This is a genomic window from Terrabacter sp. NPDC080008 (genome assembly GCF_040702505.1).
Classification (GTDB): Bacteria; Actinomycetota; Actinomycetes; order Actinomycetales; family Dermatophilaceae; genus Terrabacter.
In genome coordinates this window covers 409,506-424,497 of record NZ_JBFBLC010000004.1, presented here as the reverse complement: position 1 = coordinate 424,497, position 14,992 = coordinate 409,506, and the positions used below count along the sequence as shown (strand labels likewise).

The 14,992-nt window shown below is 73.1% G+C and carries 12 protein-coding genes; 3 read left to right on the top strand and 9 right to left on the bottom strand.

The genetic code is table 11. From position 1 onward, the window contains the following. The first annotated feature begins 1 nt into the window (after window position 1). Both AB0316_RS14470 and AB0316_RS14465 read left to right on the top strand, forming a co-directional pair. Window positions 2-1,318, top strand: coding sequence for a trypsin-like peptidase domain-containing protein (locus tag AB0316_RS14470; protein ID WP_366273719.1), 1,317 nt, complete (start codon window positions 2-4; stop codon window positions 1,316-1,318). A 182-nt stretch (window positions 1,319-1,500) separates the two neighbouring features. After that, window positions 1,501-3,021, top strand: coding sequence for an SDR family NAD(P)-dependent oxidoreductase (locus AB0316_RS14465; RefSeq protein WP_366273718.1), 1,521 nt, complete (start codon window positions 1,501-1,503; stop codon window positions 3,019-3,021). Between the two features lie 21 nt (window positions 3,022-3,042). Here AB0316_RS14465 and AB0316_RS14460 read toward each other — a convergent pair whose 3' ends face one another. From AB0316_RS14460 to htpX, 3 genes are all read right to left on the bottom strand, one after another. Next, entirely contained in the window at window positions 3,043-3,603 is a 561-nt protein-coding gene (locus AB0316_RS14460; RefSeq protein ID WP_366273717.1) for a GNAT family N-acetyltransferase, read from the bottom strand. Between the two features lie 13 nt (window positions 3,604-3,616). Next, window positions 3,617-6,115, bottom strand: a complete 2,499-nt coding sequence (gene pepN, locus AB0316_RS14455) for an aminopeptidase N (protein ID WP_366273716.1) — start codon at window positions 6,113-6,115, stop codon at window positions 3,617-3,619. A 91-nt stretch (window positions 6,116-6,206) separates the two neighbouring features. Further along, a complete protein-coding gene (gene htpX / locus AB0316_RS14450) occupies window positions 6,207-7,082 on the bottom strand; it encodes a zinc metalloprotease HtpX (protein ID WP_366273715.1) in 876 nt (291 codons plus the stop codon). Window positions 7,083-7,278: 196 nt separating this feature from the next. On the opposite strand from htpX, the gene AB0316_RS14445 reads away from it, so the two are divergent. Further along, window positions 7,279-7,875 (top strand): hypothetical protein, encoded by a 597-nt coding sequence (locus AB0316_RS14445; protein ID WP_366273714.1) that lies wholly within the window; start codon window positions 7,279-7,281, stop codon window positions 7,873-7,875. 113 nt (window positions 7,876-7,988) lie between these two features. Here the strand turns inward: AB0316_RS14445 and AB0316_RS14440 are convergent, their stop codons facing one another. The 6 genes from AB0316_RS14440 to AB0316_RS14415 are packed head-to-tail and all read right to left on the bottom strand — an operon-like array spanning window position 7,989 to window position 14,928. Continuing rightward, entirely contained in the window at window positions 7,989-9,599 is a 1,611-nt protein-coding gene (locus AB0316_RS14440; RefSeq protein ID WP_366273713.1) for a proton-conducting transporter membrane subunit, read from the bottom strand. Continuing rightward, window positions 9,596-11,101, bottom strand: a complete 1,506-nt coding sequence (locus AB0316_RS14435) for an NADH-quinone oxidoreductase subunit M (RefSeq protein WP_366273712.1) — start codon at window positions 11,099-11,101, stop codon at window positions 9,596-9,598. The genes AB0316_RS14440 and AB0316_RS14435 overlap by 4 nt, the downstream gene beginning before the upstream one ends. After that, window positions 11,092-13,005 carry an NADH-quinone oxidoreductase subunit L gene (locus AB0316_RS14430; RefSeq protein ID WP_366273711.1) on the bottom strand — a complete coding sequence of 638 codons (1,914 nt, stop codon included), beginning with the start codon at window positions 13,003-13,005 and terminating at the stop codon, window positions 11,092-11,094. The genes AB0316_RS14435 and AB0316_RS14430 overlap by 10 nt, the downstream gene beginning before the upstream one ends. Next, the gene (nuoK, locus tag AB0316_RS14425) at window positions 13,002-13,358 is read right to left on the bottom strand and encodes an NADH-quinone oxidoreductase subunit NuoK (RefSeq protein ID WP_366273710.1); all 357 of its coding nucleotides are present in this window, start codon (window positions 13,356-13,358) and stop codon (window positions 13,002-13,004) included. The genes AB0316_RS14430 and nuoK overlap by 4 nt, the downstream gene beginning before the upstream one ends. Further along, window positions 13,355-14,011: an NADH-quinone oxidoreductase subunit J gene (locus AB0316_RS14420; protein ID WP_366273709.1), complete on the bottom strand. Its 657-nt coding sequence runs from the start codon at window positions 14,009-14,011 to the stop codon at window positions 13,355-13,357. The genes nuoK and AB0316_RS14420 overlap by 4 nt, the downstream gene beginning before the upstream one ends. Then, window positions 14,008-14,928, bottom strand: a complete 921-nt coding sequence (locus tag AB0316_RS14415; RefSeq protein WP_366273708.1) for a 4Fe-4S binding protein — start codon at window positions 14,926-14,928, stop codon at window positions 14,008-14,010. The genes AB0316_RS14420 and AB0316_RS14415 overlap by 4 nt, the downstream gene beginning before the upstream one ends. Window positions 14,929-14,992: the final 64 nt, after the last annotated feature.

The following is a 14,992-nucleotide window of genomic DNA, read 5'->3' as shown; positions in this document are numbered from 1 at the left end:
CATGGCACCCGAGAACGAGACCCAGCAGATCCCGCAGGCCGACTACTACAGCCGCCCGGCCGCTCCCGAGCCGGTGACGGAGCCGCTGACGGGCGCCTCGCAGCCCCCGGTCGGGCCTCCGTCGGGGCCCACGTCGCCGCTCGGCACCTCCTCCCGGCCCCAGCCCCGGCGTGACAGCCGCCTCGGGCAGACGCTCGGCGCAGCGCTCATCGCGGCCGTCCTGGCGAGCGGCGGCACCTACGCCCTGACCCATGCCGGCGAGGGCAGCTCCTCCACGGCGACGCCCACGGCCACGGCGACGACCAACAGCAACCAGAACACCTCGCCCACCATCACCCAGGGCAGCGCCACCGCGCCCGACTGGACGGCCGTGGCCGGCGCCGTCGCGCCGAGCGTCGTCAGCATCGACGTCACCACGTCGCAGGGTGCCGGCGCGGGCTCCGGAGTCGTCTACGACGACCAGGGCCACGTGCTGACCAACAACCACGTGGTCGAGGGCGCGGGCGGCAACGGCTCCATCACGGTGACGCTCAACGACGGCCGCACCTACGCCGCCTCCGTCGTCGGCACCGACCCCTCCACCGACCTGGCCGTGATCAAGCTGTCCGGTGCCCCCAAGGACCTCGTGCCGATCAGCCTCGGCAGCTCCGACGCCCTCAAGGTCGGCGCCCCCGTCATGGCGGTCGGCAACCCGCTCGGCCTCTCGGGCACCGTCACCACCGGTATCGTCTCGGCGCTCAACCGACCGGTCAGCACCGGCGGCTCGAGCTCGTCGCCCTTCGGGCAGCAGCAGTCCTCCGGTGACGAGGTCGTGACCAACGCGATCCAGACCTCCGCGGCGATCAACCCCGGCAACTCCGGTGGCGCCCTCGTCAACTCCAAGGGCGAGCTCGTCGGCATCAACAGCTCGATCGCCTCCCTCGGACAGAGCCAGGGCAGCCAGAGCGGCAACATCGGCATCGGCTTCGCGATCCCCGTCAAGGAGGCCAAGTCCATCGCCGACCAGCTGATCAGCAGCGGCAAGGCCCAGCACGCCTTCCTCGGGGTCAGCACCCGCGACACCGTGGTCACCGACGGCAGCGCCAAGCGGGCCGGGGCACAGGTCGTGTCCGTCAGCGGCGGCACCCCGGCCGCCAACGCCGGCATCAAGAGCGGCGACGTCGTCATCGCCGTCGACGGCCACCCTGTCGACTCGGCCACGGCGCTCGTCGCGCAGATCCGCGAGATGAAGGCCGGCGACAAGACCACGCTGACGATCATCCGCGGCGGCTCGCGCCAGGACGTCTCCGTGACGCTCGCCGTCAAGCCTGCAAGCTGACCGGCGGCTCCTCCCCCGCGTATGCCGTCGGGCTCGCGGCCGTCCCCCACCACGCTCCCGGTGGACGCGGACGGTCGCCGGCCCGGCGGCATACGTCATCGGGCGGCCGGGCGCGGTGCTCGCGGTGGGGCGCGGGCGCAGCGGATTGGGGGCCCGGCGGGGGCCGCCCGTACCCTTGCGCGGTGAGTCTGACCGAAACCGAGCTCGATCCCTCCGCCATCGTGCGCCTCGACCCCGAGGACGTCGCGACGGCCGTGCGCGTGCTGGCCCTGGCACCGTCGCTCGACCTGGACGACCCCGACTTCGAGACGCTCAAGCGGGCGGCGTCGCTGATGTACAAGCGCCTCAAGAAGGACCGGCGCAACGCGAAGACGTGGGCCGAGCGCAAGGCCGACCGGCAGGTCATCGAGTCGACGGCGACGGGATCACCGATGCGCATCGACGACGAGACCAAGGGAATCCCCCTGGTGTCCAGTGCGAACGGCGCCTTCGCCGGCGAGCTGGTCAATCCGCGCGGCTGCTACATCTGCAAGCGCGACTACACCCTCGTCGACGCGTTCTACCACTGGCTCTGCCCCGACTGCGCGCGCAAGAGCCACGCCAAGCGCGACCAGCGCACCGACCTCACCGGCAAGCGGGCCCTGCTCACCGGCGGCCGCTCGAAGATCGGGATGTACATCGCCCTGCGGCTGCTCCGCGACGGCGCGCACACCACGATCACCACGCGCTTCCCCAAGGACGCGGTGCGCCGCTTCGCGGCGATGGAGGACAGCGCCGACTGGATCCACCGCCTCAAGATCGTCGGCATCGACCTGCGCGACCCCACCCAGGTCATCGCCCTCGCCGACGAGGTCGCCGCAGCCGGCCCGCTCGACATCCTCATCAACAACGCCGCCCAGACCGTGCGCCGCTCCCCCGGCGCGTACGGCAAGCTCGTGGAGCTGGAGTCGGCGCCGCTGCCCGAGGGCACTGCTCTGCCCGAGATGGTGACCTTCGACCGGGTCAGCGAGGCGCACCCGGCCTCCATCGCCGGGGCCCTGCGCGAGCACGCCGTCGCGCACCACGACGGCGAGTCGGTCGAGCACGCCCTGGCCGCGCAGACCGCGGCGTCGATGACGGCGCTGGCGCTCACCGCCGGCAACGCGAGCCTGGAGGCACACCGGGCCGGCACGGCCGTGGACGCCGGCGGCCTGCTGCCCGACCTGCAGCGCACCAACTCCTGGACCCAGAAGGTCGAGGAGGTCGACCCGCTCGAGCTGCTCGAGGTCCAGCTGTGCAACTCGACGGCACCGTTCCTGCTCGTCTCCCGGCTGCGCCCGGCGATGCGGGCGGCCGTCGCGGCGGGCGCCCGGCGCGCGTACGTCGTCAACGTCTCGGCGATGGAGGGGCAGTTCTCGCGCCGCTACAAGGGCCCCGGCCACCCGCACACCAACATGGCCAAGGCGGCGCTCAACATGCTGACGCGCACGAGCGCGGGCGAGATGTTCGAGAGCGACCGGATCCTCATGACGGCCGTCGACACCGGCTGGATCACCGACGAGCGGCCGCACGACGAGAAGCTGCGCATCGCCGCCGAGGGCTGGCACGCCCCGCTCGACCTCGTCGACGGCGCCGCCCGCGTCTACGACCCCATCGTGCGCGGCGAGGCCGGCGAGGACCTCTACGGCTGCTTCGTCAAGGACTACGAGCCCAGCCCCTGGTGACCTGCGCCCGCCCGGCGCCGGTCAGTCGAGCCGCTTGGCGTACCACGCCTCGGCGTAGAAGGCGTCCGAGAAGGGCGGCACCTCGGACCAGCCGTGGCGCAGGTAGAGCGCCCGGGCCTCCTCGAGGTCGAGCCGGGTGTCCAGGCGCATCGCCTCGACGCCCCAGACCCGCGCCACCTCCTCGGCGCACAGCAGCAGGCTCGTGCCGAGGCCGGCTCGACGCAGCTCGGGCCGCACGTAGAGCCGGCGCAGCTCGGCCACCCGTGCACCTGACCCGTCCCGGAGGCGCCGGAGGCCCACGCAGCCACCGAGGACGGCCGGGGCGTCGGCACGCCGGGCCACGAGGAACACACCGGTCGGCGGGGCGAGGTCGTCGCTGCGCATGCGGGGGTAGCCGGTCTCGATCTCCTCGGGAGTCGAGTCCCGCCCCTCCCGCAGCTGGTACCACCGGTCGCTGACCTCGACGTAGTAGTCACGCAGCAGCGCCTCGCACGCGGGAGCGCCCACGTCGGCGAGCTCGATCACCCACCCGCCGACGGGTACGCCGTCGAGCAGGTCATCGGGATCCGGGACGCCACTCACGTGCGAGGCACCCTCAGACGGCCGCGCCGAAGGTCTGGCGGGACGCCAGCGCCTCGCGCAGCTCCGCGTCGGCGTCGACGAGCGACCTGCGGACGGCGGGCGTGAGGTCATCGCGGGCGATGGTCTCCGAGCTCAGGCTCGCGGTCTCCTCGGTGAAGACCCGCGGGAAGGCGACGAGCACGACGCGCGAGAGGGCGTCCTCCCCCACCCAGCCGGACATCGCCGGGACGTCGCTGAAGTAGCGCGGCACGTAGTCGGCGACGAGGTCGTCGTCGGGCGCCACCCACATGCCCCGGGCGAGGTGCACCATCTCGTAGTTGGAGCGCCCCTCGCGGCCGGTCAGCTGCTGCCACGCCCACGCCTTGGACTCCGGGTCGGGCAGGCTCGCCCGGCACATCAGGGCGTTGAGGCCGCCCTGCAGCGTGTCGTCCTTGGCGCGGAAGCGGTCGATCTCGGCGCCGCCGATGAGGCCGCGGGCGGCGAGGTTGCGCACGACGATCCAGCGGAAGTCACCGTCGTCCTCGAGGCCCGCCGGCAGGCCCTGGCCGTCGGCCCAGGCGCGCAGCAGCGCCTCGTCGTCGCTGGTGCCGGCGACGAGACGGGCCGCCGCGAGCGACTCCGTCGTGGCCGGGGCCGCGCCCTCGAGCAGCCCCGTGGCGGCCCGGTTGAGCCGCGCCAGCGCGGCGTCCTGCTCGGGCCGCGGGACGAAGTACGGCACGACCCGGTGCTCGGCGTAGGCCGCCACCCGGGTCAGGATCGAGGAGTTCGTCTCGGCGGGCCAGGCGGCGTCGAACACGTCGAGGAACGAGGCCGGCGAGACGGTCGCGCCGTGCACCCCGTCGATGAGCGCGGACCACACGACGGCCCGCGCCTGCGCGTCGGGGACCTGCCCGAGCTGCGCCGGGAGCGCGGCCACGGTCGCGTCGGACAGGCGTACGCGAGCCCACGTCAGGTCGGACGCGTTGGGCACGAGGACCGCCGGCTCCGGGGTCCCCTCGAGCTCGGCGATCGTCGTCATCGGCTCGGTGACGGTGACCGGGACCCGGCCGAGCTCGCGCCCGTCGGTCCAGCCCGCCACGTCGAAGGCGTGCGGCCGGTCGGCCGGGCGGTCGGCCGGCGACTCGCGGATGACCACGGCACGCTCGACGACGCCGTTCTGCTCGTCGACCTCGACCGAGATGGTGTCGCGGTCGGCCGTGAGCAGCCAGGCGCGCGACCACGCCGTGAGGTCCTTGCCGCTCGCCTGCTCGATGGCGCCGAGGAAGTCGGCGAGGGTGCCGTTGCCGTAGGACTTGTCGGTCAGGTACGCCCGGACGCCCGCGATGAAGCGGTCGTCGCCGACGTACGCGATGAGCTGGCGCAGCGCGGCCGCGCCCTTGGCGTACGAGATGCCGTCGAAGTTCTGCAGCGCGCTCTGCGCGTCGAGGGCCTCGACGCCGGCGACCGGGTGGGTCGAGGGCGAGCGCTCGGCGCCGTAGCCCCAGACCTTGCGCACGATCGAGGAGTCGACCCAGGCGTCGGTGTAGTCGGTCGCGTCGACGAGGCAGCGGTGGCTCATGTACTCGGCGAAGCTCTCGTTGAGCCAGAGGTCGTCCCACCACTTCATCGTCACGAGGTCGCCGAACCACATGTGCGACATCTCGTGGCTGACCGTGTTGGCGCGGGTCAGCAGCTCGTCGCGGGTCGCGGCGCCGCGGTAGAGGTACTGATCCCGGAAGGTGACGCAGCCGGGGTTCTCCATGGCGCCGGCGTTGAACTCGGGCACGAAGACCTGGTGGTACTCCCCGAACGGGTAGCGGATGCCGAAGAGGCCGTGGAAGTAGTCGAAGGAGCGCTTCGTGACGTCGAAGAGCTCGGCGGCGTGCCGCTCGAGCGGCTCCTGCAGCGAGGCGCGCGCGTGGATGCCCAGAGGTATGCCGTCGTGCTCGTCGCGCACGGAGACGTACGGCCCCGCGCACACCGTCACGAAGTAGGTGGCGAGCGGCCTGGTCGTGGCGAGGGTCCACGTGCCGTCCTCGCCGCGGGTGGCCGCGCCGTTCCCGATCACGGTCCAGTCCTGCGGCGCCCGGACGGTCACGTCGTAGGGGGCCTTGAGGTCGGGCTGGTCGAAGCAGGCGTAGACGCTCGGGGCCGCGTCGAGGAAGAGGTGGCCGTAGACGTAGTCCTGCCCGTCGGCCGGGTCGGTGGCCCGGTGCAGGCCCTGCCCGTCGTGGCTGTACGCCATGGTCGCGACGACGGTGAGCTCGTTCTCGGCGGCGAGGCGGGACAGCGTCAGCCGGCCGTCCGAGACGGCGTCGGGATCGAGGACCTGCCCGTTGAGCTCGATGCTCTGCACCGCGACCGCCTTGAGGTCGACCCAGGAGTCGCTGCCCGGCGTCGCGCAGGTGAACCGGACGACGGTGCGCGAGCCGAAGACCTCCGCGCCCTGGTCGAGGTCGAGCTCGACGGCATACGACGTGACGGTGATCAGCGAGGATCGCTCGCGGGCTTCGGCCAGGGTGAGACTGCGCATGGGAGCGAGCCTGCCAGATGGACCGGGCCGTCGTCGCCGGGGTTGCCTGCGAGGTTGCCGAGGGGCGGGGCCAGACGGTGGGGCCGGAGCCTCAGTGCCGCAGCGGGCCGCCGGCCATCCCCTCGAGGCGGGCGATGCGCTGGTCCATCGGCGGGTGCGTGGAGAGGAACCGCGTCACGTCCTGGGCGCGGAAGGGGCTGGCGATCATCATGTGGCTGGCGTTGACGACGTCCTGGGACGGCGCCAGGGGCGCCCGCGCCACACCGGTCTCGAGCTTGCGCAGCGCCGAGGCGAGCGCGAGCGGGTCACCGGTCAGCTTGGCGCCGTCCTCGTCGGCGTCGTACTCGCGGGTGCGGCTGATGGCCATCTGGATCATCATCGCGGCCATGGGGGCGAGCAGGCTCATGGCGAGCAGGGCGAAGGGGTTCGGGCGGTCCTCGTCGGAGCCGCCTCCGCCGAACATGCTGCTGAACATGAGCATCCGGCCGATCGAGGTGATCACGCCGGCGATGGCCGCCGCGACCGAGCTGGTGAGGATGTCGCGGTTGTAGACGTGCATCAGCTCGTGACCGAGGACGCCGCGCAGCTCCCGCTCGTCGAGCAGGCTGAGGATGCCCTCGGTGCAGCACACGGCGGCGTTCTGGGGGTTGCGTCCGGTGGCGAAGGCGTTGGGCGCCTGTGTCGGCGAGATGTAGAGCCGCGGCATCGGCTTGCCGGCGCGGGTCGAGAGCTCGCGGACGATGCGGTACATCGCGGGGGCCTGCGCCTCGGAAACGGGATAGGCGTGCATGGCCCGGATGGCCAGCTTGTCGCTGTTCCAGTAGCCGTAGGCGGTCGTGCCGACGCCGATGAGCGCGAAGACCCAGATGTAGCGGCCGCCGGCGACGAGCGCCCCCACCGCCAGCAGCAGGGCCCAGATGCCGCCGAAGAGGGCAGCGGTCTTGAGCCCGTTGAAGTGCTTGTGCATGCCGGTTGAACGAGTGACCGACAACGCGTGTTCCCGCTGGAAGTCCGCTGGGAGCCCACTGGGCGCAGGACGTCGCGGACATCTGTGACGCACGCCTCAGACCGGGACGAGCGGAAACCTCCGAGCCACTACTACACGTAGTAGTAGTTTGCGGGTGTTGGGAAAACCGACATCCCTTCCAGGAAAGAAGCACACGATGCGCAAGACCCTCGACACGCTGATCTCGTGGACCGGCCTGCTCCTCGCCGCCGTCCTCCTCGTGGCAGGCGGACTCCTCACGTACGCGCACAGCTTCGTGGCCGGCCAGGTCGAGCAGCAGCTGAGCCAGCAGGACATCACGATGCCCGGCGCGAAGGCCCTCGAGACCCAGGAGCAGAAGGACGCGCTCCTGCCCTACGCCGGCCAGAAGATGACCACGGGTGACCAGGCCAAGGCCTTCGCCGACCACTACATCCTCGTCCACATGAACGCCGCCTCGAACAACCGCACGTACGAGCAGGTCTCCGGCGAGTTCATGACGATGTCGAAGGACCCCAACGCCGACCAGGCCAAGGTCGCCGAGCTCGGCCAGCTGCGCCAGACCCTCTTCATGGGCAACACGCTGCGCGGCCTGCTCCTCAACGCGTACGCCTTCGGCACCATGGGCACCATCGCCCTCTACGGCGCCATCGCCTCGTTCGTCGGCGCCGGCATCTTCCTGGTCCTCGGGCTGCTGGGCCTGTGGCACGCGAAGACCGCCGAGGACATCAGGCTCGCCACCGCCGAGCCGCAGCGGGTCCCCCAGACCGCCTGACCCCCACAGACCCGGCCGACGGTTCAACCGCGAGACGCACCGGCCGGACCGAGAGCCCCGAGGCACCGCCTCGGGGCTCTTGACGTGCCCCGGCAGGGGCGGCGACCCCCGGGTCAGCCCAGCAGCTGGAGCAGGAGGTCGGGCTGCACGCTGACGACGACGAGCACCGCCGCAGCAAGCACGAGACCGGCGACCAGGCCCGGACGTCGCCGTGCTGCCGCCAGGGTCGCGGCCGCGGACGCGCGCTCCGGCGCGGCACCGGCGGGCGGGCTGATGACGACCCGGAACCAGCGCAAGTAGACGGCCACCCCGATCACCGCGTTGACGGCGGCGATGACGGCGAGCCAGACCCAGCCCTGCGCCACGACCGGCCGCAGCGCCGTGATCTTGCCGACGAGGCCGATGACGCCCGGCGGCAGCCCGGCGAGCGAGGTGAGTGCGAGCGCGAGCGCGCCGGCCCGCCAGGGACTGCGCTGCCAGAGGCCTGCGTATGCCGTGAGGTGACGCGCGTCGCCCGGCTGGTCCCGGAGCGTCACCGCCACGACGGCGAAGGCCACGAGCGTGGCGACGACGTAGGTGAGCAGGTAGGTCGCGCTGGCAGCGACGCCGAGGGCGGAGATGCTGACGAGCGGGAGCACCACCCACCCCGCCTGGGCCACGGTCGACCAGGCCAGCAGGCGCACGACGTCGTCCTGTCGCAGGGCCATGACGTTGCCGAGCGTCATGCTGAGCGCGGCGAGGATCGCGATCGACAGGACGGCGGGCGTGCCGAGCACGGCCACCGCCCGCAGCACGACGAGCAGCGCCGCGAGGGCCGCGACCTTCGAGACCGTCGCGAGGAACGTCGCGACGGGCACCGACGAGCCGGCGTAGGCCGTGGGCGTCCACGCGTGGAACGGCACGAGCGAGAGCTTGAAGCCGACACCGGCCACGACGAGCACCGTGGCCAGGGCCACGAGTCCGCTCGCGAGGGAGGGATAGACGACCGGCGTCGCCCCGGCGGCGCCGGTCGGGGCACTGCTGGTGAGGGCCTCGGCGAGGCCGAAGACCCCACCCGAGGAGAGCGCGGCATCGGGCGTCAGGAACGGGCTGCCGGTCGCGGTGAACCACAGCGCCACCCCGAGCACGAGCAGCGCGAACGACACGAGCGACGTGACGAGCAGCTGGGTCGCGCCGGCGACGGCGGAGCGGCGGCCGGAGAGCGCGACCAGCGCGATGACGGGCAGGGTCGCGAGCTCGAGCGCGATGAGCCACGTGCCGACGTCGCGGCTGGCGGCCACCACGACGGTGCCGGCGAGGGCGGCGAGCAGCAGCACGGCCTCCACCGGCTCACGGGTGCTGTCCGCGCGGCGGTCGCGCCGGGCACCTGGCCATGCCAGGGCGATGCACACCAGCGCCGAGAGGGCGGCGGCGAGCTGCAGCGTGCTGCCGAGCGCATCGGCCTGCCACAGGCACACCTGCGGCAGCCCGTCGATCCCCGGCAGCGTCCCGCCCGCGGGGGCCCCGCGTGCGACGAGGCAGAAGGTCTGCCTCGTCGAGCCGCCGCCGAGCGAGAGACCCGGCACGGTCGCCAGCGCCGACCCGAGGGCGGCGAGGGCCGCGACGGCATACGGCGTCTGCCGCAGGCGGGGGTTGACGAGGTCGGCAACGAGCACGACGACGAGGCCGACGACCGGCAGCAGGGCGGGCAGCACGGTGGTGTAGTCGATGGTCAGGCTCTTCACCGGCCCGCTCCCAGCCCGGACAGCAGTCCCGTGGTCGCGGCGTCGGAGAGGCCGAGCAGCAGGTGCGGCAGCACGCCGAGCGTGACGATGACGACGACGAGCGACATGGCGACGGCCCAGCGCACGCCTCGGGCGTCGGCGACCGGCTCGGCCGCCGCTCCTTCTGCAGCGTCGCTGCCCTCCCCCGCCCACACGATGCGGGCCACGCTCAGCGAGTAGGCGGCGGCCAGTGCGAGCCCGACGGCTCCGAGCACGACGCAGGCCCGCATCAGCCCGACGGGGCGGCCGGGCGCCGGCGACCACGCGGCATACAGCGCGAGGAACTCACCCCAGAAGCTGACGAGACCCGGCAGGCCGAGGGCGGCGGCCAGACCCACGACGAGTGCGAACCCGAAGCGGGGGGCCCTGTCGCGCAGCGCCGCTCGGGCAACCCGCAGGTCTGCCGAGCCCCACTGCTCCTTGAGGTCACCGACGACGAAGAAGAGCAGGGCCGACACGACGCCGTGGGCGATGTTGCCGAAGAGCGCGGCCTGCAGGCCCGTCTCGCTGCCCGAGGCGATCGCGAGGGCGACGAAGCCCATGTGGGCCACGGAGCTGTAGGCGATGAGGCGCTTGAGGTCGCGCTCCACGAGACAGGCGAGGCCTCCCCAGAGGATGCCGACGACGCCCAGCACCGCGAGCGCGGGGCTGAGCTCGGCCACCCCTCGCGGCACGGTGCCGACGGCGAGCCGGACGATGCCGTAGGTGCCCATCTTGAGCAGGACGGCGGCCAGCAGCACCGAGCCGGCGGTCGGGGCGATGGTGTGGGCGGAGGGGAGCCAGGTGTGCAGCGGCCACAGCGGCACCTTGATGCCGAGCCCGAGCAGCAGCAGCGCGGCGATCGCCACCTGCAGCGACCGGGACAGCCCGGCGCCGTGACGGGCGGCGAGGAGGGCGAGGTCGCTGGTGCCCTGGTGGTGCAGGAGCAGCAGGATGCCCACGAGCATCAGCGTCGACCCGAGCGCGGTGAAGAGCACGAAGCGCCCGGCGGCGTCGGCGCGCGTCTCGTCGCGCACGTGGTCGTCGCCGAAGCGGCGCACGAGCACCCACATCGGCACGAGCACCACCTCGAAGGCGATGAAGAAGAGCACGGCGTCGCGGGCCATGAAGGTCGCGAGCGCGCCGGTCTCGACGAGCAGGATGCAGCCGAGGAACGTCGATCCGGTGCCGCCCTTGGGGATCGGCCCCGAGAGCGCGTGGGCCACGACGGCGACGGCGAGCACCGCGGTCAGCAGCACGAGCGCGGCGGAGAGTCCGTCGACGCCGAAGTGCCACCGCACGCCGAGCGACCGGATCCACGGCACATCGACGGACTGGCGGTCCGCGACGACGACGACGGCGAGCACCGCGGTCACGAGGGTGCATCCGTGGGCGATGCCGCGCTCGACCCGGGACTCGCCGGGGATGGCGATGCAGGCGATGGCTCCGAGCAGTGGCAGCAGGAGCATGAGGGTCACCGCCACGCCGTCACCCCGAGGATCGCGACGATCACGGCCCCGACGAGCAGGCTGAGCACCGAGAGCGAGGGCACGGCGCGGTGGCCGCGCTCCCCCGCCCGACCCGCTGCGCGGGCGACGACGGCCGTGGCGCGCGGGTAGGCGTCGACGACGTCGCGGTCGAGCGCCACCACGAGGCGGGCCAGCGCCGTCACGGCCCGGCCGAAGCCGACGTGTGCCGTGTCGGCACCGAAGCCGCGCACCGCCGAGTCGCGGACGCCCACCGGGATGCGGTCGGCGACGTCGACGCGGCCGCGGTCGCTGACGGACCACACGGCATACGCGGCGCCGGCGACGAGCAGGACCGACAGCAGCGCGCTGAGGATTCCCACCTGCACCGCCCCGCGCAGGCTGAGCAGGAAGAGGACCCCGACGACGGTCAGGGCGGCGAGGACCGACACGACGAGCGCGGCGGACAGCGTGATGGTCGGGTGGCCGTGGGCGTGGACGCGCTCGACCTCGGCGTCGTCCGCGCTGTCGGCACTCATCACGATGGCGACCTCCTCCTCGGCGACCACGGCGGGTGGCGGCTGCGGTGCGGGGCCGGTGGCGGCCACAGGGGTGTCGAGCAGCAGCCAGGCACGGGTGCAGTAGGCGGCGGTGAGCACGACCGTGACGAAGAGCGCCAGGACGACGATCCACGCCCGCAGGCCGCCGCCGCTGGTGGCTCCCTCGAGGGCGGCGTCGATGACGGTGTCCTTGGTGAAGAAGCCGACGAGCGGCGGCACCCCGGCCAGGGCGGCCAGGCCGATGCCCATCGACCAGCGCAGCGCCCCCGTCGGGCGCAGTCGCCCGCGCAGCGCGGCCAGGGCGGTGGCTCCGGCCAGCACCGACAGCCAGCCGGCACCGAGGAAGAGGAGCGCCTTGAAGAAGGCGTGCGCGATGAGGTGGCCGACTCCGGCGCCGGGTCCGAGCTCGGGCGGTGCCGCGGCCAGCGCGGAGAGCATGATCGCGACCTGGCTCAGGGTCGAGTAGGCGAGCATCCGCTTGAGGTCGGTCTGGGCCAGTGCGAGCAGGGCGGCGTAGACCATGGTCACGGCGGTGAGCACCGCGAGCAGGGTGCGGGCTCCGTCGTGCGTGGCGTAGAGGGGGAACAGCCGGGCGATCACGTAGGTGCCGGCGGCGACCATGGTGGCGGCGTGGATCAGGGCCGACGCGGGCGTGGGGCCCTCCATGGCGTCGGGCAGCCAGTCGTGGAAGGGGACGAGGCCCGACTTGCCGGCCACGCCGATGACGACGCCGACGAGCCCGACGGTGAGCAGCGGGTGGCTGCCGGGCGCCGTGAGCACGGCCATGAGGTCGGTGGACCGCGCCCGCACCGACAGCGCGATGATGCCGACGACCATGCCGATGTCGGCCACCCGGGTGACGAGGAACGCCTTGTACGCCGCCCGTCGCGCCGCCGCCCGCTCGCTGTCGTGGCCGATGAGCAGCCACGAGCACCAGCCCATGACCTCCCAGCCGACGAGCGTCAGCACGAGGTCGCCCGACTGCACGACGAGCAGCATGCCGGCGGCGAAGAGCGACACGGTCGCGGCGAAGCGGGTGTAGCGAGGGTCGTCGTGGAGGTACCACGTGGTGAACACCTGGATCCCGAGCACGACCAGCGCGACGACGAACGCGGTCAGGCCCGAGAGTCGGTCGGAGAGCAGGTGCAGCGGCACGGACAGGTCACCGAGCGGCAGGCGCCCGATCGTGCCGATGTCGGCGCTGCGGGTCGGCGCGACCCACTCGAGGAAGGCCAGCACGGTGACGACGGCGGAGCTGCCGACGGCGATCCCGGCCGCGAGGACCCGTTGGCGGCGCGCCAGCAGGCCCGCGAGGGCCGCCAGCGCCGGAAGGACGACGACCAGCCGCACGACCCAGCTCACGGAGTGCCCTCCCCCGCTGCCGCCGGCCGCCGGTTGCCGTCGGACTCGTCCGTGAGGTCCGGGACTGCGGTGAGGTCGATGTGGCCTGCGCGGCGGAACATCACGAGGATGATGGCCAGGGCCACCGTGATCTCGGCCGCGGCGATGGTGATGACGAAGAGCGTGAGCACCGGGCCGGCGGCGTAGGAGCCTGCGGCGCGGGTGCCGGCCGTGACGAGCAGCAGGTTGGCGGCGTTGAGGATGAGCTCGACCCCGATGAGCACGAGCACCGCGTTGCGTCGGGCGAGGACGCCGTAGACGCCGAACCCGGCGAGCAGCGTTGCCAGGGCGGCGGGCAGCGACAGGTGGATCATGCGCGCTCCCCGGCGCCTGCGGTGGGCAGGGCGGCGGTGGCGCCGTCCGGCTCGGGTCGGCTCACGTGGCCCTCGGCACCCTCGGCACCGGCGGCACCGGCGGCGCCCGGCTCCGGCCGGGTGCCGGCCGCGGGACGTCGCCCACCGTCGCCCAGCACGAGCCGGGAGACCGCGAAGGCGCCGATGAGCGCGACGAGCAGGAGCACCGAGAGCAGCTCGAAGGGCCAGACCCACGTGCCGAAGACCGCCTGGGCGATCTGCGGGGTGGCGCTCGCCCTCTGGTCGAGGTCGACGCTCGCGTCCGAGAAGAACGGCAGCAGAAGCGAGGCCAGCAGCACGGTGGTCGCCGCGCCGAGCAGGGCACCGGCCAGCCGCTGCCACCAGGGCGTGTCGATCTGCTCGTGCGGCCCGATCGGCGCGCGGGTCAGCATCAGGGCGAACAGGACGAGCACGACGATGGCGCCGACGTAGACGAGGAGCTGGACGAGGCCGACGAGCTCCTGCCCCAGCACGAGGTAGGCGCCGGCGAGCGAGCCGAGCGACACGAGCAGCCAGAGGGCGGCATGGACCACGTGCTTGGTCGTCACCGACAGCAGGGCCGACAGCGCGGTGATGGCCCCGACAGCGGTGAAGACGATGTCGCGGGTCGTCACGCGCCACCGCCGGTGTCGCTGCCGGCGCTGCCGGAGCTGCCGCCGTCGTGGTCGTCGGCCGCGCTCTCGTCGGTCGAGACGGTGGGCAGCACCTGGGTCGAGTCGCCCTGCGCGGCAGCGGCGTCGGCTGCTTCGGCGACCGGGATCGGGGCGGTCTGCTCTGCGCTCGATGGCGGTGCGACGGTGCCCGGGGCCTCTGCTTGGGGTGCCTCCACCGCGGGCATGACCTTCGTGCGCTCGACGGCCGGCGGGGTGGCCTGGGGGGTCGTCGATGTGGCCTGCGGGGTGGTCGGCGTGGCCGGCGAGGAGGATGCGGCGGACGGGGTGGGCACGGTGGCCCCGGGCTGGCGGCGCACCCGGGTCGGGCGGGCAGGCGCGCCGGCTGCACCCGTACTCCCACCGGCGGAGCCGCGAGGTGGCCGGGCTGCCGCGGCGACCTCCGCGGGGTCGGCGCTGCCGGGGTCGAGCGCCGGCGGCGGAGGCACCGTCGCCATCCACGCACCGAGGCGGTCCTTCTCGTGCAGCAGGTCGCGGATGTCGACCTCGGCGTACTCGAACTCCGGGCTCCAGTGCAGCGCGTCGAAGGGGCACACCTCGATGCAGATGCCGCAGTACATGCAGAGCGAGAAGTCGATGGCGAAGCGGTCGAGGACGTTGCGCTGGCGGGCGCGGCCGCCGGGCGTCGTCGGAGGCAGCTCCTCCTTGTGCGAGTCGATGTAGATGCACCAGTCGGGGCACTCGCGCGCGCACAGCATGCACGACGTGCAGTTCTCCTCTGTGAGCGCGATGACACCGCGCGAACGCGGCGGGAGGGCCGGCGCGACGTCGGGGTACTCCGCCGTGTGCGTGTGCCGCGTCAGCGACTTCGCCGTCGTCGCGAGCCCCTTGACGAGCCCCGGGAGTATGCCGTCACCCACGTCCGCTCACCGCCCTTCCACCGTCGAGAGGCCAGAGTTTGCGCATGACCCACCGTCGAGAGGC